The following is a 19,779-nucleotide window of genomic DNA, read 5'->3' as shown; positions in this document are numbered from 1 at the left end:
AAAATATAGAATTAAATCAAGTCACCAAAACAATCTTCCCTTTCACTTCTTTATTCGCCAAAGTATTGAGTGCCATCTCAAAATTTGCCAAAGGGAATACCTTATCTATTGGTACTTCTAACTTCCCTTCACCAAACCACTGCATCAACTGGCTCACATTTTTTCGATTCTCTTCTGGGTTATTTCTAAAGAACGATCCCCAAAATACCCCAACGAGAGAAGCACTTTTAAGCAAGGGCAAATTCAATGAAATCTTGGGGATTTGCCCAGCAGCAAACCCTACCACTAAATACCGACCAAAACGTGCTATACCTCGAAAAGCTTCTTCCGTATACTTCCCTCCCACTGGATCGACCACTATGTCTACCCCCTTTCCATCCGTGAGTTCCTTGATTCTTGTTTTCAAATCCACCTCCGTATAGTGGATCACCTCGTCTGCTCCCAGTGATCGACAATAAGCCAACTTGTCCTCTGTCGAAGCACAGGCCACTACACGCGCTCCGAGTAACTTGGCCAATTGTATAGATGCAGATCCTATTCCTCCAGACGCCCCCAATACCAAAACGCTCTCTCCTGCCTGCAAGTTTGCACGATCTACAAGCGCATGATAAGCCGTCCCGTAGGTCATCAGGCACCCAGCAGCTTGTTCCATTTCTAGATTATCAGGTATCTTGTAGACATTGCTAGCCAATGATCGCGCCTCCTCAGCCAACCCTCCCCAGCTAGTACCTGCCACAACATGATCTCCCTCCTGCACATGCCTCACATCTTCACCTTGGGCAATCACTACTCCCGCCACCTCGCCCCCAGGGGAAAAAGGAAATTCGGGCTGAAACTGATACTTACCCTGTATGATGAGATTATCAGGAAAGTTCAGCCCACAGGCCTTTACCCCGATGATCACCTCATTGGGCTTAGGTACCAAAGAAGGCACATCTTCTAAGACTAAGCGCTCTGGTCCTCCATATTCTTTGCACAAAACGGCTTTCATACTGCTACAACTTCTGGTTCGGAAAAATAAATCAAATACCCCTCTACCTGCTGGTATCCCATCTTGGTGAGGATAGCTTTGTACTCTTCGACTTGACGAATGTGCCCTGCAGACTTGGTTCCTGTTTTGTAATCAATGACTAGAGCTCGCTGATCTTTGATTACAACCCGATCGGGCCTTTTCATCTTGCCATCAGACAGGAGTATCGATGCTTCATTTTTGACCTCCCAGTCTTCAGTAAACCAGCGTGACACCCCTGGCAACTCCCAAATCTGACGCAAATGACTCTTGATCTGCTCCAATTCCTCCCCACTGAGACCAAACTTGATAGTGGCCATCTCGATGGCTGACCCAAAATCACTACGCTGTGCGATCTTGGAGTAAATCCAATGCACAATATCTCCATAATTGATCGATTCGAGCTGAGCCTCTTCTAGTATTCTCGATTGGTGACGTAGAGAGATATTGTCACCGAAGGCATTGAACATTCGGCGCGGTGTTATTTCAAAAGTCCGCATCAAATCCTCGTGATAATTCCTGATTGCCGGCAACACTCCAATTTCAACGGTGCGCCCACCCTCTTCTACTAACCCTTGCGTCAAGGCATAACGATACATCAGGTGACCACTAGTCTTCAATCGACCAGAACCGTATCCATCCGTCGTAGAAGTGATAATCAACACCTCCTCCGCACGCGTCATCGCTACATAGAGCATATTGAGATTATCCAAATGAATATCGTGTCGCTCAGTCCAATAATCCGGAGCAAAAACTGTATTCTTTAACCCTGAAGTATACACAATCGGCACCAACGGCAGATCCACCAATCCAGAACTCGCCGCACGTCCACTCCATAGAAACTGCGTCGTGAAACCACCACTCTTGTGCTCCAGGGTCCACTGACAATACGGGATCAGTACCGCTTTGAACTGCAAACCTTTGGACTGGTGTATCGTCATGATGGTCATAGCGTCCTGATCACCCGACACCTGAATCGAACGCCGCTCGTTCTCTAGCCACCAGGTGAGGAAGTCCACCAAGGTATCACTCTCGTACATTAGAAAATCCTCCACTGCATCTTGAAACGCCATGACATACGGCAAGTCTTCTCCTTTGGCCATCAAGTCAAACTCCCGTACGATATCATTGATCAACTCCGACAAGCGCAGCGTCAGCCACTTTGACCGATGGTCTTTGACCGTATTCCATTGGCTCTCCCATTCTTCCATCGCATAGCAGGACTGGAGTGCATATTGCACCTGCTTCTGATACAGTCGCTCCTTAGGTTCCATGAGGTAGTAGAGCAACTGTAGGATCAAGTGCACGGCTTTGTTGTTTTTGATAAACAACGATTCATTGGACAACACATCATAGCCAAACCCATCGTCTGGGTGATCCATCTGATACTTCATGAGTGCCTCAGCCACCTTGCGGCCTTCGTCATTTTTACGCACCAGTATCGCAATATCACTCAGGCCATAATTCGCCCGCTGTAGTGCCTGCACATCTTCGATCAGCTGAGTCAACGGATGCTCTTCTCCGTCCTCAGATTTCTCATAAAATCGCAGCTGAACCAAACCTTCCTCCGACGTATCAAAGTACTCCTGACTACTTCCCTCGTAAGCTTCTTGTATCCGCAGCGCTGCGCTTTCGGGTGCTTCGAGTTCTCCTTCCATCATCTGGGGAGCTCGCTCAAAAAAATCGTTGTTAAATGCCACCACGTTCTGCTTGCTCCTTCGGTTGGTCGCTAAGTTTCGTTCTTCCACTACAGTGGGATCGATGCCTTCTTTGACTTTCGTCAAAAGAATGTCCCAATCCCCCCCACGCCATCGGTAGATCGACTGTTTGACATCTCCCACGACCATATTGAAATGACCACTAGCCAAGCTATCTAGCACAAGTGGCTTGAAATTACCCCACTGCATGCTACTCGTATCCTGAAATTCGTCAATCAGAAAATGCTTGTATCTCGTCCCAATTTTTTCATACACATAGGGAGAATCACTATCCTGAATGATTTCGTTGAGGAACAGTTGAAAATCCGAAATCAATAGCAGCTCATTGTCCTCCTTGTAGTAGGCAATCTCTTGAGAGATTTTGGACAGGAGTCCAAAAGCATATAGCTGCCTAGAAATCTGTACCAAGGACTGGTAACGATCGATGTTCTCCTCGTAGTACTCCACCATCTCAGCTACGATACCCTGCAATCCAGATCCCACGACTTGCATCACCATGTCTCGATCCGGCGATTTCTTGGTGACCCATGCTTCCTTCTCTAGTGCATTGGTCACCCGCGCACCAGGTTCCTTCATCTCTCCCTCTTTGACCTTGTAGAAGTAGCCTGCCACACCTTTTTCTCCATAGACAAAGCTAGATTCATTGAGCCCATTGCCTTCGCAAAAGTCAACCGCATCCCTTCCCAATTTCTGATACCTACGCTCAAAATCCCTGACACTGCTGCGTACCTGGTCCAGCGCCTGATTCATGAATTCGGCATCCTCGAGTTTGGCAAACATTTCCTCTTTGTGTCGTACGACTTGCTCTTTGAACAACTCTTTGGACAAACTCAAGATGCTTTTGTATGTATCCCAAGATTTTCCTTCGTTGATCTGACTGATCGCAAAATCCGTCAACCAACGCAGCAACTGTGGGTCTTCGGAGAGCTTGAGAATCAATCGATCAATCACCTCTCCCAATACTTTGTTTTGATCCAGCTCGATTTTGAATCCCGTGTGTATACCTATTTCCTTGGCAAAAGAACGCACTACCTTCTGAAAAAAGGCATCAATGGTCGTCACCGCGAAAAAGGAATAGTTGTGCAAGATGGTATTGAGCACCGTCTGAGCACGATGCTTCAGCTGCACTCCGTCAAGTCCCAAATCCTCACACAAATCGACCGACATGCTATGCTCGCCCTTGCCCAAGTCGCGCAGTGTCTCTACGATACGAGATTTCATTTCTTGGGTGGCCTTGTTGGTGAATGTCACTGCCAGTACCGATTTGAAATATTCTGGGTAGCGCAGCACCAACCGCAGGTAATTGTATGTCAAGGTATAGGTCTTGCCCGAACCAGCAGACGCACGATATATACTAAAGTTTTTGATAGCTACTTTGAGATTAAATGAAAGACCAACTTAGCGTTTCGTCCTGTCAATCGCAAGATCCGGACAGACAAAGCCTGCCCCAAATCAACCAATCACAGGGATATAAATCACCTCATGTACCCACTTGATGTTCTTGATATACTGAAGTGTGATTTCGTGAATACCCGAATCCATCTCGATGATCTGACAAGCGATATCATTTTTCCCCTTGCGGGAAACCGTCATCGTAGCGATGTTGCAATCATCGTGTGAGATCACATCAGAGATGAAGGCAATACTCCCCTGTGCATCATCGGTCGTCACAATCAACGTATGTAGATTGGCTGTAAACCCTGAATTGAACCCATTAACGTGTGAGATTCGGATGACTCCTCCTCCTCTACTCTCTCCTTCGAGTTCGATTTTCTTGTCGCCTCTGCTGAGCTTGAGTTGTATCGTATTGGGGTGCTTCGTAGAAGCATTGCCAATCGATCGAAACTTGTAAGTCAATTTGCCCTGAGCGTGATCAAAAGACTGCTTGATCCGCTCATCATCGGTATCAAAATCCAGCAAACCCGCTACGATGGCACGGTCACTACCATGCCCTTCGTACGTCTGTGCAAAGGAGTTATAAAACGTGATTTCAGCCGTATCTGGCACGCCACCGAGGAGTTTGACTCCTACTCGACCGATGCGCACTACTCCGGCAGTGTGCGAACTAGATGGACCGATCATGATGGGTCCAATCATATCGAATACGCTACTTCTTTCCATTTGGAGGTATTGTTGTTTCCACTAAGGAAATGAATATTTGAAACAAATGCACTCCCATAAGGTCTAGCATTTGCGATAGATTAAACCAACATTGTCTTGCAAGGTTAAAAACAAGGTCTAAACGGCAAAAACAGAATATTAGACCTCTGACTTCAAGCACTACTGCTGCTAAAACCATGAACCAACACTTCCCTCTTGCCCTCACGAAGCCTTGTGCTCCCTATACAGCTACAGCGCCTTTGATGTGTGGGTGCGGGTCGTAGTTCGTCAACTCAAAATCCTCAAATTTGAAATCAAATATATCCTTCACGTCTGGATTGATAGTCATCGTAGGAAGCGGTCTACACTCACGAGACAGCTGCAATTCGGTCTGTTCCATATGATTGGAATACAAATGTGCATCACCAAGAGTGTGGACAAAATCACCTGGTTCCAAATCACAAACTTGTGCGACCATCATAGTCAAGAGAGCATACGATGCAATATTGAAAGGGACACCCAAAAACACGTCTGCACTACGCTGGTATAATTGACAACTCAACTTGCCTTCTGCTACATAAAACTGAAAAAAAGCATGACAAGGAGGTAAAGCCATCTGAGGCACATCCGCCACATTCCAAGCACTCACGATCAAACGTCGCGAATTTGGATTGGTCTTGATATCATGGATCAACTGTGAGATCTGATCTATAGTCTGTCCATCACTTGTGGGCCAACTGCGCCACTGCACTCCGTACACCGGACCCAGTTTACCGTTTTCGTCTGCCCATTCGTCCCATATCGATACGCCATTAGCCTTGAGATAGTCGATGTTATCATCTCCTTTCAAAAACCACAACAACTCATGAATAATCGAGCGCAAGTGCAGCTTTTTGGTGGTCACAAGCGGAAAGCCTTCTGACAAATCAAAACGCATCTGATGCCCAAATACACTTTTGGTACCGGTACCGGTACGGTCTCCCTTCTGTACCCCTTCATTCATTATCCTTCGCATCAGTTCCTGGTATTGCTTCATCGTGGTAGTGCTTGTTCTTAAAGTATTGTTTTTTTCAAAAGTAGTCGATTTATGCAAAACAGAATGCAGAAGAATCTATAAATGGCCACATTCTCGAGTACTCAATAGCGGTTGCTCAGCTCTATAATTCCCACTAGCTAGATGATCCACGACTTTCTACATCGAGGACTGTTGGGATTGATCAATCTGAGTTAATATTGCGACCTGATTTACTTCTTGCAATGATCAATAAAAAGTCCTCTATTCTCTCCCTTGTCATCACCTTTGTATTGGTTGTCTCTCTTGGGAGCCAGTTGATTCACCTCCGATTCAACAACGACCTAGACGCCTTCTTTCCACTGGATGATCCAGACCTGATCTATTACAAGTCCTTCACCGAGAAATTTGGGCACGACAATGACTACATCCTCCTTGCCCTTTCCAACAAAGCGGGACTATTCCAACCGGACTTCCTACAACGTACCGATTCGCTCATAAATGCCCTCGAAGATCTCTCAGGTACACAAAAAGTCATCTCGCTCGTCAACCTCAAAAAACTGGTCAAAAGTCCCATGGGCTATCTCGAACTACCCTACCTACACCTTGACAATCCTGACCTGCTCGCCAAGGACAGTGCCAAGATCTACAAAGAACCGCAAGTCCGTGACCAGTTCATCTCCGAACATTCAGAAAGCATCAAAATCATCGTCAGCCACCGCAAATTTGAGCAAAAAAAACAGTCTGACATCTACGTTACTCAACTCTACGGTACCGTCGACAATTACCGCTTTGACAAAGTCAGACTAGCAGGACGTCCCATTGGAGAGCGTGCCTACGTTTGGGCTGTGCAGGAGGATTTCACTTTCTTTCTCATTTTTAGTGGTATCACGATTTTGGTTATGCTCATCATTTTCATTCGTCGACCAAGTATGGTGGCAGCATCCCTACTCATCTCACTACTCTCAGTCGTCATGACACTCAGTTTCATGACTCTAGTTGGGAAAGAAATCGACATCCTCTCCACACTGATTCCATCTATACTCCTTGTGGTCTCAATGTCCGACATCATCCATCTTTTCGCCCATGCGCAAGAAGAAGCCACACTTGGAACACCCCTTCCGCAGGCCATCAACACAGCGGTCAAAAAAGTAGGATTCGCGACCCTACTCACCTCACTCACCACTGCAGTGGGGTTCATCACTTTGATCTCTGTACGTGTCCAACCGATCATAGACTTAGGCATGTATAGTGCTGTTGGAATCATGTTTGCCTTTGGATTAACCTACTTGCTATTCCCTCAATTGATGTTCCTCATTCGGCCCAAACTCAAGCGCAAGAAGTCCAACAAAGTGCTCAAGTCCGTCCTCATGACACTCCACACTTGGGTGATCCATCGCCCACAGACCATCATTATTTCGTTTGGTATAGCATTTGTCTTGGTGATTGTCGGCATTTCAAAAATAGAGATCAACGCCTACCTCATCGACGACTTGCCCAAAAACGACCCTGTCAAAGAAGACTTTAGCTATTTCGATGCAAACTACGGAGGCACCAAGCCCTTTACGATGAGTCTCTGGACACCAGACAGTGCCACCATCTATTCCAAAAAAGTCATCACGCTCATCGATTCTATCGAACAGGTTGCTCACCAGACTCTCAATGCCAACAACCTGATTTCTCCCGCTACATTGGTCAAATCCATCCACCAGATGCAACACAGCGGATTGGCCAAGAACTACCGTTTGCCTCAAACCGATCGAGACTGGTCACGTGTCTTTCAGATGATCGAAAAAGGAAAAATCGAAGAGCGGTTTTTCAAAGTTACAGATGGCAACTTGGCTCAAATCAGTGGCTTCTCTAAGGACTTTGGTACCAAGGATGCTACCGAGCGCAGTAAGGTCTTCTCTCAAAAAATCGACCAATGGCTTGACAAATCAACGCTTGATTACCGCATCACAGGTTCGTCACAACTCATTGAAAAAAGCCATGCAACACTCTCTATGAACTTGATGAAAGGACTCTTCGGTGCAGTCATCATCGTCAGTATGATCGCTGGATACATGTTCAAATCTTGGCGTATGATCTTAATCACCCTCATCCCTAACCTTTTCCCTATCTTGGCCATAGCTGCCGTGATGGGCTTCTTTGGCATCCCTATCAACCTCGGCACATCGATCATTTTTGCCATCTCGTTTGGAATCGTGGTAGACGACACCATCCATTTCTTGAGCAAAATGCGTGAAGAGCGCATCGCTGGCAAGTCCATGCATACTGCCATTCAACGTACGATTTTAGCAACCGGCGAACCCATCATCATTACCACCATCATTCTGACTTCTGGCTTTGCAGTATTTTGCTTTTCGCAATTTGCAGCCACGTTCAATACAGGTCTTTTTGTCAGTGTATCTTTTCTTGTTGCATTGATCGCTGACTTGACACTACTCCCAGTTCTTATTCTCAAATTCCTTCCTTCCAAAAAACTCAAGTAAACCACTCCAGGATCAATAGACTATAATCATCCCCAGTATAATTGACATTCACCCCTTACCCGTGGTAAGTCTATAAACTGGAAGAAAACAAATTCTATTCGAGTACTCATCATTTACACAAACATTCACCTCCAGTTGTTTGGAGAACACATTGACTTTACTAGATTAGCAGTGAAATTGTATCTTTCGTATACATTGAAAACAAACTACTTCCATATTGTCATTGCCTCGCTGCTGATTCTCAGTACCACAGAATTTTTCTGGTACCAACAGCTGACGGATGACAAAGAGCTCATCGAACTAGAACAGGAAGAAAAGTCTGAACTGAAAGAATTAGAAGAGGCCGACAAACAAGGAAACTCACCTTCGCATGGTTACGACGGCCATCCACCTACCAGTCTATTACGCTTATTCAGTATCCCTTTCGTCACGACCAAATCACTGTTGGGGAAAGTCGCTTTCCAAATAGAAAGCACTAAACTCTACCTGCTGTTTGGGCAACTCAAATTTCATTTATAATTATTGTCTTATTGTCTCGTCGTGACTGCTATACATCCGTACACAGCATAGGATCACCATGTCTCATCCTGTGATTTGCTGATCTCACCACGAGCTCATCACTACACGCTATTTTCCTCATGGACTGCTATCCCATGTAAATCACTTCAAGGTGTCCCATTTGTGTGTGTGTGTGACACAACAAGCCTTGCAGTAAAGATAGTACCCTTTTCATTTACCTGTAAGGCCGGTCACTAAACGGGTGACTGGCCTTCATTTATTGCTTCATCCAGTACTTATGCTATCATCTGTACATAGCAGTCACCACCAATAGCAGAGACAACTACAGGTCTCTCCGTTCGTTCCGTCCGCATGGGATTTTGGCGACTACCTCCTGTCACATAGGTGGACATTCATTTCATATCACAGGGTCATTTACACATTGCCCAAATTTGAACAGATAAATGACGCGTAAAATTCACGTTTCATATCCGATTGATATAAGTTTGGGAACGAGAGAAAGCTGAAAGACATACTATGAAAACACATGCCCTATTGATGCTCGTGCTAGGCACGATTCTAGCATCTTGCCACACCCAAATCTACGATGAGAACTCCCTGCCAGATGAACACCGATTCACACAAGAAGTGTTTCTCAAAAACCTCAACGAACCAGTAGAATTAGACATCTTGCCCAATGGACAAATCCTGTTCGTCGAGCGCAAGGGCAGCATCAAACTCTACGACCCTGAAAAAATGTCGATGGTGACAACAGACAGTCTCCCTGTACACGATGGGTTCGAAGACGGACTCATGGGGCTCGCTCTGGACCCAAATTATCGTACCAACCATTGGATATACCTTTATTATTCACCGATAGGCGAAGAACCGAAGCAGCATCTGTCTCGATTCGTTTTTGATCAAAACGGACTCTCTGACGAAAAAATCATGCTCGTTGTCCCAACACAACGTGACGTGTGCTGCCATACAGGAGGATCGATCGAGTTTGGTCCTGACGGGCTACTCTACCTCTCTACCGGTGACGACACCAACCCTTTCCAATCCAAAGGCTATGCCCCCATTGACGATGACCGTGAGGGATTCAAAGCTTTTGATGCGCGCCGTACCTCATCCAACACCAACGACCTTAGGGGGAAAATCCTACGTATCAAACCCGAACTCGACGGCAGCTATTCTATTCCTGAAGGCAACCTCTTCGTCGACGACAACCCCAAAACCCGACCTGAGATCTATGTGATGGGTTGTAGAAATCCCTACCGCATCACCGTCGACCAAACAAGAAACTGGTTGTTTTGGGGAGATGTCGGGCCAGATGCAGGAGACAATGACAGTATACGCGGCCCGAGAGGTCACGACGAAATGAACGTAGCGATGACACCCGGCTACTACGGCTGGCCGCTATTCGTCGGAGACAACAAGCCTTATGCAGATTGGAACTTCACCACTCAGGAAAGTGAAGGCTACTTTGATCCCAAAAAGCCCATCAACACCTCCAAATACAACACGGGTATTTCTAATCTCCCCCTACCAAGGCCAGCCATGATTTTTTACCCGTACTCAACTAGCCCTGAGTTTCCTCAGTTGGCTACAGGAGGCCGTACGGCGATGACAGGCCCCGTCTTTTATACCCAAGAAGGTATGAATAAGAAAACAGGGTTTCCCTCTTACTTTGACCAGCGTCTCTTCATTTATGATTGGATGCGCGACTGGATATTCACCATTCAGGTTGACGAATCAGGTTCCCCCTCAGACTTTCAACCCTTTACTCCAAGTAGTGAGTACAGCAACATCATAGACATGGCCTTTGGACAGGACGGTAAACTCTACATCCTCGAATACGGCACGGCATGGTTCAAACAAAATGAAGACGCTCGCCTGAGTCGTATTAGCTTCGATCGAGGCAACCGAACACCTGTCATGAAAGTCAACGTATCAACCAACCACGGCAGCAGCCCACTCACTGTTACTCTTGATGCATCACAATCAATCGATTACGATCAAGATGACTTGGACTATGTATGGAAAATAGGGGAAGAAGAATTTGAATCTCCCTCAATCACCTACACCTTCGAAGAAAATGGTATCTATTACCCCCGGTTGACACTCCGAGACCCCGCAGGCCACACGCTGATGGAACAGTTCAAAATAGAAGTAGGAAATGATGCTCCGCATATAGACATAGCTATCCAAGGCAACCAGACTTTCTACTGGCCCAACCGCCCCATCCGATATGAAGTCACTGTCACCGATCCACAAGATGGTCAATCTGGAAAAGAAATCGCACGTGATGAGATCAACTTCGACATCCTATACATGGATGGTTTTGACCAAGCACAGGTTCTAGGACATCAGATGCCTGTCACCAGCGGAGAGACGCTAATCAGCAAATCAGACTGTATGTCTTGCCACAAAATCGACGGAGTATCCGTAGGCCCTTCATTCGTCGAGGTAGCCCAGCGCTACAAAAATGACGACAATGCCATGGACTACCTGGGGGCAAAGATCATCAAAGGAGGGAGCGGTGCCTGGGGAGATCATTCTATGTCTGCTCATCCGGACTTCACCCAAGAAGAAGTACAAAGTATGGTGGAATACGTCCTCTCATTGGGCGAAGCTCCAAAAGAAAAAAAGGCTCTGAAGGGCACTTTTGAAGCAGATCCCATTGAAAACAAAAAAACCATCGTACTGAGTGCTCAATACACCGACCGTGGAGCAAAAGGACTCTCTCCAATCGCGAAAACACTGTCTGTGCCTCTCCAGTCCAATCTCATGAAAGCCAGTAAGGCTGACAGCCTGCATGAGGCCCAAATGAATAACAAAGGGATACATCGCATCTACGATCAAGGCTTTGTACGATACAAAGACATAGACTTGACTGACATTGAAGCAATTGTATTCCAAAGCAAAAAAATCACCGCTCTGCCTGTCACCCTATCCGTCAGACTAGGGTCGGCTACAGGCCCAGAAATTGGAACTATGTCTTTCGATACGGACCCAATGCAGCAGCTCACAATCCAGCCTACGACTGGCAAACAAGATCTATACATGGTCTTCAATAGTAGCGACAAAGAGAATAATTTATTACAAATTCGAACCCTAAAATTCATACCCAATGACTGATTCAACACGAGGAAAATCAAACTTCTCCATACTCGTTCTAGCCCTATTGACCTTGTGCTACAGCTGCAGTTCGCCCCAAGAAAACAAGCAGGAAGCTACTCTACATACTGCCCAGGCCCCATCAGGTATTGGACTCCAACTCTACACCCTGCGTGACTCAATGTCTGTCAGTCCCAAGGAAACCCTTCAGCGTGTTGCAAAGTTAGGCTATACTCAAATCGAGCTCGCGGACTACAAAGAGGGTAGATTTTATGGATTTGAGCCAAAAGATTTCACTCGGATTGCCAAAAGCTACGGGCTCACACCAGTCAGTGCCCATATAGGTATCGAAGCACTGCGTAGCAAACCCGAACTCGTCATCTCCTCTTGCAAAGTAGCTGGGATCTCTTATGTCGTCCTACCATGGCTTCAAGAAGAAGAACGTCAAAATATCGAGCAATACAAGGAACACGTTGCACTCATGAACCGAATCGGGAAAATGTGCAGTGAGGCAGGGTTGAAGTTCGCCTACCACAACCATGCCTTTGAGTTTGAAAGCATAGATGGAGAAGTGCCAATGGACATCATCATGGAAGGCACCAATCCAGAGCATGTCAAAATGGAGCTCGATCTCTATTGGATCTCCAAAGCAGGGTTTGATCCCGTCACTTACCTCCAAAAGTACCCCGGTAGATTTACCATGTGGCATGTCAAAGACATGGATGATACCCCCGACCAAAACTTCACAGAAGTAGGTAACGGAACAATTGACTATCAAGCAATATTCGAACTAATAGAATCGAGTGACTTGGAGTACTTTTTCGTCGAACAAGATCAATCTAGCAATCCACTCGGCAGCATCGAGACATCCATCCAATATCTCAAAAAAACACTCCTGACACAGTAAAAACACACATCAAGACAACATGAGGGGATTAGGCGTGGTGCTTTTCGTACTTCTTTGTACGTCAATTCAAGCACAAAACATAGAGGGCATGGTCCGTGATCTCATCAGTGGTGAGCCACTTGTCGGTGCGACTCTACACTTGGATGAGCAATCAGGAGGAGCAATCACGGATGCAAACGGAGCCTTTCGTATAGAAAAGGTAGCTCCGGGGCTACATCAGCTTGTCGTTTCCTATCTAGGGTATGAAAAACACCAAGAACAAAACATATGGGTCAAAACTGGAAAAACAATCTATCTAACGATTGATTTGACCCGACAACCGGGCCAACTCGAAGAATTGGTCGTGTCTGCCAATCACCCACTCACCCAAATGTCTTCGCTGGAAATCACCGAAGAGAAAATCAATCGCTACGCGGCTACCTACTACGATCCGGCCCGACTCCTCTTGGCCAGCTCAGACGTGATGGTCACCAACGACCAAAATAACCAAATATCCGTACGAGGACTCTCGCCAGAACTCAACGTATGGAGACTCGAAGGGGTAGAAATTGTCAACCCCAACCACCTATCCAATGCCGGCACCTTCAACGATCAGCCTGCTGCAACAGGTGGTGGAGTCAATATCCTCAGCGCACAACTGCTAGACATGTCTAAGTTTGACATAGGACAAATGGACAACTCCAAAAACAATGCTGTCGCTGGGCTATTCGACATGAATCTACGCAACGGTTATGCGGGGCATCATCAATTCACCGCACAAGCCTCTGTCATTGGTTTGGATTTTAGCGCCGAAGGCCCCCTTGCCAAAAATAGCCGTGCCAGTTACATCGCCAACTACCGTTACTCGTTCACTGGACTACTTGGACTCATGGGCGTAGATTTTGGGGGTGAGACGATTGGGTTTCAAGACCTTTCTTTCAACGTCAACCTTCCTATGAAAAACAAAAGCAATCTCAAAGTATTTGCCTTTGGTGGAATGAGCAGCAATGACTTTGAAGCAACCGACCCGCAAGACCGAAAAGTACAAAAAGATCTTTACGACATCTATTATCAAGGCAAAACGGGAGGTATCGGCACCACTTTCCAGACACCATTGGGCAAAAACCTCAACTTATCCTTGACCTCTGTCTTCTCTGCCTCTCAAAACAAACGAGACCAAACCTTCGCAATTGATAGCCCTTTGGTCATCCAAATGTTGAATTACAATCACATCAACCAAGAAATTTGGGCCAACCGTCTGAATACAACACTAGCCATGGGCAGGTCTACGTTACATTTTGGCAGTGCATTGAACTACTACCATTATTACCAAGACTTTAGCGGAGAGATATACACCCCGACCACACGCAAGACCATGCTACTCAGCCCCTATCTAAACTGGCACTTGCAAGTCACATCTTGGCTCAAGTTAGAATTTGGAACAACCTACTACTACGCCACGTTGGGTGATACTCAGAAAGACAAACTCGACTACCGAGGTACGCTGTACATAGAGGGTGATCATACGGCCATAGCCCTGAGTGCAGGTAAGTATACGCAACTCAACCAACCCAATGCGTATTATCTACGCTACCGCGAAGACTCCCCCATGGAAATCCAATTTTTCGACTTCACAGAAAGCTACCGCTACCTCGCTAGCCTTGCTCAATCCATAGGTAAGCTCACCCTGCATGTCGAAGGCTTCTATTACTATTTCCCAAAAATCTGGCAATACTCCTACTATAGCTATGCGTTGCCCTGGACCTTTGCCACGTATCAAGCACAAACAACTGGGGTCAGCCTATCCGCCGAAGGCAGTACACCACAGTTTTACTACCTAGTCAGCGGCACCATGTTCAATTCCACCTTTGACGAAACCCAAGACAATCCATACAACATCAAATACTCTTACAGTGGTGTATTAGGCAAAAAATGGAGCTTTCCCAAATTAGATCAAGATCGACAATTGGGCATCAACATCAAAGCAATCTATCAAGGTGGCACACGCCAGTATTCTTATGAACAGGACACCTATGACTACAAAAGCCAGCTCAACAACTATGCACGACTCGATATCCGAGTCCAATGGACCACTAGCAAAAAGAAATCCACACGAACATGGGCTATCGATATTCAGAACCTCACCAATCGAGAGAATGAAGCCTACCAATACTATGACAATGTCACCAAGCAGGTTGAAATGACCTACCAACTTGGGATGTTGCCCATACTCACGTATAGAATCGAATTTTGATGAAAAGAAAACTCTTTGGGTCCCTCTATTTTTTAACTTTCGGCGTCTTTGCCTATTTGCAGTTCAATGATCCCGATCCAGTATTTTGGATAGCAGTATATGCTAGCCTGTCGTTGTCTGCGCTTCTACATGTGATAGGAATCTCCCACACGCGAGTTTTTCAAGTCATCTCGCTCATTCTTGTCGCTATATCATGCTTCTACATTACTGGGTTCGTCGAATACCTCTCTCAGCCCAACAAAAATGAAATCATCGGTGAGATGGTCTACCAAAAATCCTACATCGAAGAGACGAGAGAATTCATCGGTTTGTGGATAGCGGCAACTGCAAGCTTCCATCTTTCCAAAACCTAAGATCATATCGAGCATAGGCAATAAATTCCCTAAAGGCACTGCGCATAACACAAGAATTGAACAACTTCGCATTGCCATCAAACATTACTTCGTAGCAAACCATGCGTGTATTTATACTTTGTACAGGTCGTAGCGGATCAGTCGCCATTATCAAAGCGTGTAGTCATATCAAAAACTTCAGTGCAAGCCATGAATCCCTGTCCAACCAATGGGCAGAACGCCGGATGGACTACCCAGATCAACACATCGAGTCAGACAATCGTCTCAGTTGGCAATTGGGTACCTTGGAGAAAAAATTCGGGGACGAAGCGATCTACATTCATCTCACACGAGACCGAGAAAAAGTCGCCTACAGCCTTTTGCAACGCTACTATCAACCTGCCAGCATCATTGATTCATTTTGCGAAGGCATACGTATGACTCCTCCCGAAAAACTCAACATAGACCAACGTATGCAAGCCTGCTATGACTATGTCGACACCATCACTGACAACATCGAAGTATTTCTGTCCAACAAGACCAAAACCATGAACCTTGCTCTTGAAAACATCCAAGAAGACTTTCCAAAAATGTGGGAATTGATAGGTGCGGAAGGAGACATGGAAGCTGCATTGGCTGAATTTGCTACACCACACAATTCCTCAAAAAAATCTGCCAGACTCAACTATCTCTACCGCATCAAATTGCTGTGGGTTAGAGAATGGAGACACCTTTTTCGAAACCTTTGAATAAAACTAGCTTTCTTGAGGTTCGATTGGCAGACTTACATAAAAGACACTACCCTCTTCCGGTTGGGATTCAAGCCATATCTTTCCTTGTAGGTCTTGAACGTACTTTTTCACAATCGATAGCCCCAACCCTGTAGAAGACTCATTCCCAGTAGGCTGAGCACTTAACTTTTGAAACCGATGAAACATCCGGCTCTTGTCCTCTTCCGAAAATCCAGGCCCCTGATCCCTCACTACAAAAATCATCCGCCCCTCATGCTGACTTGCTTCCAACCCTACAACACTGCCTTGTGGTGAGAACTTGATCGCATTGGAAACAAGGTTTTCCAATACCAAAAATAATAACATGTGATCCGTCATCAACCAACTATCACTAGACAAAACAGTCTCCAAACAAATAGACTTTTGTTGGGCAACACTACCGTACCGATCCGCTATATCTCCAATAACCTGACGTACATCCACTCGCTCGACCAGTACTGGGCTCTGAGTCCCCTCTAAAACTTCACGATCCAGTATTTTGCTCACCATCTGATTCATGCGTTCTGCCGCATCATGAATATGCCCCAAATATGTAGCATCCTCCTCTGGTGTCCGCTTCGAAGAACTTGACATCAAATTGGACAACCCCACTATCTGACTCAAAGGGGACCTCAAGTCATGAGCCAAAATACTGACCAGATGGTTTTTATCTTCATTGAGCGCATGCAACTGCACATTTCGATTGATCAGTTTCTCATTTTTATGTTGAATATCCTTTTGTTGTTCTTCGATTTGCCCTTTTTGAAGAGTCATTTGCCGCATGGTTTTGTCATACTTGATCAACAACACTGACATAGCCAATAGCAAGACCCCTACCGCCGACAAACCTATCACCAATATACGATGAGAGCGCTCCTCCTCAGCCAAGCGTAGATTGGCATTTTTGATCAACGCCAATTGCAACTCCTTCTCCTTGGTAAGGATAGAAGTACTCAATTGCTCCTCACTGTACAGCTCATCAATAAAACTATAAAGCTCGGCCCCCATATATTTAGAAATGAAGGGCTGAAAGGTCTTTTTGCTCTCCTCATCAGTCAAAAAAGCATTGAATGGTATCACCCAATCACTACCTTGCGGCAAAATAAAACCATAACCTGTTCCTCTCACGGTGAAGAAATTTTGTCTGGTCAACTCTCCCCCTCTCTTGACCTGCATCAAGTATATAGGAAGATCGATGAATCCAAACCGATTGTCCTCTTCATTGATGACATCCAAAATATTCTGTCCACTACTGATATAAACGATTTCAAACTCTCTGCCTAGGCGAACTTGCAAATCCTTCAACATTTTCTCATATACTGTCCCTCTGATAGTCACAGCCTGCATATTATTCATCATTGCCGAAATCTCATCAGTACTCCTTACGATTGGAGTCCCCTTGCTTGACACAAGTACCGAGATGTCTGTCAGATACGATTGGGTAAAATCTAAAAACTGCTTTCGCTCTTCTGTAATCGAAAAAGCAGACACCCCGATCACATTGGCACGGTCCGCCTCTCGAACTACCTCCATGACATTCGAAAAATTCTCTGCCTTTTTCCAATTGAGCGTGAGATTCAGCCCATGCGTATTTTTTAGATAATCCTGAAAGGCTTGTAAAATCTCGAACTCAACACCTTCGAACTCTCCAGCAGTGTTTTGATAGATAAATGGTCGCGAAGTGTACCAGTACACATCCAATGTCGCTTCCTTGGATTGCTGTGCAGTACTCCAATCTTGCCCATGAGCCAAGCTCAACCCAAAAAACAGAAACATCGCTACTAACAGATTTTGACGCATGTCTCAAGATGTTCATTTACGATGATAAACAAAAGAATAAACAACTAGATTAGCCATCAACAGCTCAATTTCTCCGATTATTTTTCTTTAAGCCAAAGAAAAGCATGGGAAAGCGACTGAAAGTATTCGAAATTTGAAATACGCTGATGGGCAAGTTTCTGGTGAATTCCATCGATAGAAAATTTCGCAAAAACATCATCGGGCAACACAGTAGCTGAAAATTTAACACCAGAACTAATCATGTCCTTGGTAAAAGTCCCTGAGATATACTTCTGAGACTCATCATCCAGTACTTCAATTTCACGAGCATCATAGAGCACTTTTTCCACCTGTTCGAAAATCACCGCATCCAAGATACGTTCTCCGACGGCTTTGATCTCTGCAAAACTGCAAAAGCCACTCCATTGACTGGTAAGCACACGATCTTCTGGGTTCCAAAACACCTTCACATAAGGCTTATCAAGATACAATTTTGACTTTTCGGATAGAACAGGGACTGTACTCATGTAGAATCAATTATGCTTGTTAAGCCAAAATTAAGACTAAATATTTAGAATTAAGACTAGTAATACCACATAAAGATGTACGAGATTTTCTTAAAAATGCTTCCACCCTTGAGCTTCTAGAGGTACCGCATTCCCGCCTTTGGTGACCATTTTATGTCCGTTTTCCTTCTTATCGATATACCCTATCGCTGTGACATCAGACAGGTTCTTAATTTTCTCAAAATCAGACTGACTGATAGTAAAAAGAAGCTCGTAATCTTCTCCACCATTGAGTACACAGGTAGCTGGATCCAACTTAAATTCAATAGCCGTGTTGTAGGTAACTTCGTCAATTGGCAACTTATCCTCATAGATGGTCACTCCCACTTGAGAATGCTTCGCAATATGAAACAACTCAGAAGCCAGTCCATCAGACACGTCGATCATAGAAGTAGGCACTACCCCTACATCTTCCAATTCATAGATCACATCCATGCGTGCTGTAGGCTTCAACTGTCGCTTGACCACATACTCGTACGCCGATATATCAGGCTGCATGTCGGGGTTGGTTTTGAACACTTCCTTCTCTCTCTCAAGTACCTGGAGTCCCATCAAAGCTCCACCCAAATCTCCGGTCACACAGATGATGTCATTTTCTTCTGCATTTTTCCGATAAACCACCTTATCCTTCTCTCCTTCACCTATCACCGTGACAGACACGATCATCCCACTTGGCGAAGAAGTCGTATCTCCACCAACCAAATCAACTCCAAAATCCTCACAAGCGTATTTCACACCTTTGTAAAACGACTCTACAGCCTCTACAGAAAAACGATTACTGAGTCCCAAGCTAATGGTAATCTGTTTCGGTTTAGCATTCATCGCAGCTATATCAGAGACATTGACAGCTACAGATTTGTAGCCCAAATGCTCGAGTGGCATATAAGACAAATCAAAATGCACCCCCTCTACGAGCATATCCGTGGAAACCAACTTGACATGATCTCCCCCGTCGATCACAGCAGCATCATCTCCAATCCCCACGAGTGTACTACTGTTGGTAGCATCAAAAGTAGATTCGATCCTATCGATCAAACCAAACTCTCCTATTTCTCCTATTTCAGTCCTTTTCTGTTTTTCCTCTGACATAACCCCTTTAAATTGTAGATGCGCAGTATCATGAGCGCTAATATTTTGATGTAAGGAAGAATCCATTATTTAAAATAATTCTACCTAAAAGCCTTACTTTTGCAAAGAGAATGAAACTTTTTATCAAGCTAAAGAGTTCCATCCAATAATATTG

Annotated in this window: 14 protein-coding genes; 7 read left to right on the top strand and 7 right to left on the bottom strand. The window is 45.3% G+C overall.

Annotated features, from left to right (window positions below):
• Positions 1 to 16: 16 nt before the first annotated feature.
• From BFP72_RS05235 to BFP72_RS05220, 4 genes are all read right to left on the bottom strand, one after another.
• Positions 17 to 991: an NADPH:quinone oxidoreductase family protein gene (locus tag BFP72_RS05235; RefSeq protein WP_099598142.1), complete on the bottom strand. Its 975-nt coding sequence runs from the start codon at positions 989 to 991 to the stop codon at positions 17 to 19.
• The gene (locus tag BFP72_RS05230) at positions 988 to 4,080 is read right to left on the bottom strand and encodes an exodeoxyribonuclease V subunit beta (RefSeq protein WP_255397267.1); all 3,093 of its coding nucleotides are present in this window, start codon (positions 4,078 to 4,080) and stop codon (positions 988 to 990) included. The genes BFP72_RS05235 and BFP72_RS05230 overlap by 4 nt, the downstream gene beginning before the upstream one ends.
• Before the next feature lie 99 nt (positions 4,081 to 4,179).
• Positions 4,180 to 4,848, bottom strand: a complete 669-nt coding sequence (gene sdaAB / locus BFP72_RS05225; RefSeq protein ID WP_099598140.1) for an L-serine ammonia-lyase, iron-sulfur-dependent subunit beta — start codon at positions 4,846 to 4,848, stop codon at positions 4,180 to 4,182.
• Positions 4,849 to 5,068: 220 nt separating this feature from the next.
• Complete coding sequence (locus BFP72_RS05220) at positions 5,069 to 5,863, bottom strand: thymidylate synthase (RefSeq protein ID WP_099598139.1); 795 nt, start codon at positions 5,861 to 5,863, stop codon at positions 5,069 to 5,071.
• Between the two features lie 221 nt (positions 5,864 to 6,084).
• Between BFP72_RS05220 and BFP72_RS05215 the strand changes: the two genes are divergently transcribed.
• The 7 genes from BFP72_RS05215 (at position 6,085) to BFP72_RS05185 (ending at position 16,170) form a co-directional block, all read left to right on the top strand.
• A complete protein-coding gene (locus tag BFP72_RS05215) occupies positions 6,085 to 8,331 on the top strand; it encodes an RND family transporter (RefSeq protein ID WP_099598138.1) in 2,247 nt (748 codons plus the stop codon).
• 171 nt (positions 8,332 to 8,502) lie between these two features.
• Positions 8,503 to 8,850, top strand: coding sequence for a hypothetical protein (locus BFP72_RS05210; protein ID WP_143519944.1), 348 nt, complete (start codon positions 8,503 to 8,505; stop codon positions 8,848 to 8,850).
• 516 nt (positions 8,851 to 9,366) lie between these two features.
• Positions 9,367 to 11,970: a PQQ-dependent sugar dehydrogenase gene (locus BFP72_RS05205; RefSeq protein WP_099598136.1), complete on the top strand. Its 2,604-nt coding sequence runs from the start codon at positions 9,367 to 9,369 to the stop codon at positions 11,968 to 11,970.
• On the top strand, positions 11,963 to 12,856 hold the full coding sequence (locus BFP72_RS05200; protein ID WP_099598135.1) for a sugar phosphate isomerase/epimerase: 894 nt from the start codon (positions 11,963 to 11,965) through the stop codon (positions 12,854 to 12,856). The genes BFP72_RS05205 and BFP72_RS05200 overlap by 8 nt, the downstream gene beginning before the upstream one ends.
• A 19-nt stretch (positions 12,857 to 12,875) precedes the next feature.
• Positions 12,876 to 15,089, top strand: coding sequence for a TonB-dependent receptor (locus tag BFP72_RS05195; protein ID WP_099598134.1), 2,214 nt, complete (start codon positions 12,876 to 12,878; stop codon positions 15,087 to 15,089).
• Positions 15,089 to 15,442, top strand: a complete 354-nt coding sequence (locus BFP72_RS05190; protein WP_099598133.1) for a transmembrane 220 family protein — start codon at positions 15,089 to 15,091, stop codon at positions 15,440 to 15,442. Before BFP72_RS05195 ends, BFP72_RS05190 begins: the two co-directional genes overlap by 1 nt.
• A 101-nt stretch (positions 15,443 to 15,543) precedes the next feature.
• On the top strand, positions 15,544 to 16,170 hold the full coding sequence (locus tag BFP72_RS05185) for a hypothetical protein (RefSeq protein ID WP_099598132.1): 627 nt from the start codon (positions 15,544 to 15,546) through the stop codon (positions 16,168 to 16,170).
• Positions 16,171 to 16,176: 6 nt separating this feature from the next.
• On the opposite strand, the gene BFP72_RS05180 is transcribed toward BFP72_RS05185, so the two are convergent.
• From BFP72_RS05180 to thiL, 3 genes are all read right to left on the bottom strand, one after another.
• Positions 16,177 to 17,991 (bottom strand): ATP-binding protein, encoded by a 1,815-nt coding sequence (locus tag BFP72_RS05180; protein WP_099598131.1) that lies wholly within the window; start codon positions 17,989 to 17,991, stop codon positions 16,177 to 16,179.
• A 77-nt stretch (positions 17,992 to 18,068) separates the two neighbouring features.
• A complete protein-coding gene (locus BFP72_RS05175; protein WP_099598130.1) occupies positions 18,069 to 18,497 on the bottom strand; it encodes a hypothetical protein in 429 nt (142 codons plus the stop codon).
• Between the two features lie 90 nt (positions 18,498 to 18,587).
• On the bottom strand, positions 18,588 to 19,625 hold the full coding sequence (thiL, locus tag BFP72_RS05170) for a thiamine-phosphate kinase (protein WP_099598129.1): 1,038 nt from the start codon (positions 19,623 to 19,625) through the stop codon (positions 18,588 to 18,590).
• Between the last annotated feature and the right edge of the window lie 154 nt (positions 19,626 to 19,779).

Source organism: Reichenbachiella sp. 5M10, assembly GCF_002742335.1.
Lineage (GTDB): Bacteria > Bacteroidota > Bacteroidia > Cytophagales > Cyclobacteriaceae > Reichenbachiella.
This window is presented reverse-complemented; position numbering and strand designations above follow the sequence as displayed.

Bases quoted from the DNA above. Each gene is read 5' to 3' on its own strand.
- BFP72_RS05180 (WP_099598131.1), bottom strand. From the start codon at position 17,991: ATGCGTCAAAATCTGTTAGTAGCGATGTTTCTGTTTTTTGGGTTGAGC.
- BFP72_RS05235 (WP_099598142.1), bottom strand. From the start codon at position 991: ATGAAAGCCGTTTTGTGCAAAGAATATGGAGGACCAGAGCGCTTAGTC.
- BFP72_RS05200 (WP_099598135.1), top strand. From the start codon at position 11,963: ATGACTGATTCAACACGAGGAAAATCAAACTTCTCCATACTCGTTCTA.
- thiL (WP_099598129.1), bottom strand. From the start codon at position 19,625: ATGTCAGAGGAAAAACAGAAAAGGACTGAAATAGGAGAAATAGGAGAG.
- BFP72_RS05185 (WP_099598132.1), top strand. From the start codon at position 15,544: ATGCGTGTATTTATACTTTGTACAGGTCGTAGCGGATCAGTCGCCATT.
- sdaAB (WP_099598140.1), bottom strand. From the start codon at position 4,848: ATGGAAAGAAGTAGCGTATTCGATATGATTGGACCCATCATGATCGGT.
- BFP72_RS05175 (WP_099598130.1), bottom strand. From the start codon at position 18,497: ATGAGTACAGTCCCTGTTCTATCCGAAAAGTCAAAATTGTATCTTGAT.
- BFP72_RS05220 (WP_099598139.1), bottom strand. From the start codon at position 5,863: ATGAAGCAATACCAGGAACTGATGCGAAGGATAATGAATGAAGGGGTA.
- BFP72_RS05215 (WP_099598138.1), top strand. From the start codon at position 6,085: ATGATCAATAAAAAGTCCTCTATTCTCTCCCTTGTCATCACCTTTGTA.
- BFP72_RS05205 (WP_099598136.1), top strand. From the start codon at position 9,367: ATGAAAACACATGCCCTATTGATGCTCGTGCTAGGCACGATTCTAGCA.
- BFP72_RS05190 (WP_099598133.1), top strand. From the start codon at position 15,089: ATGAAAAGAAAACTCTTTGGGTCCCTCTATTTTTTAACTTTCGGCGTC.
- BFP72_RS05195 (WP_099598134.1), top strand. From the start codon at position 12,876: ATGAGGGGATTAGGCGTGGTGCTTTTCGTACTTCTTTGTACGTCAATT.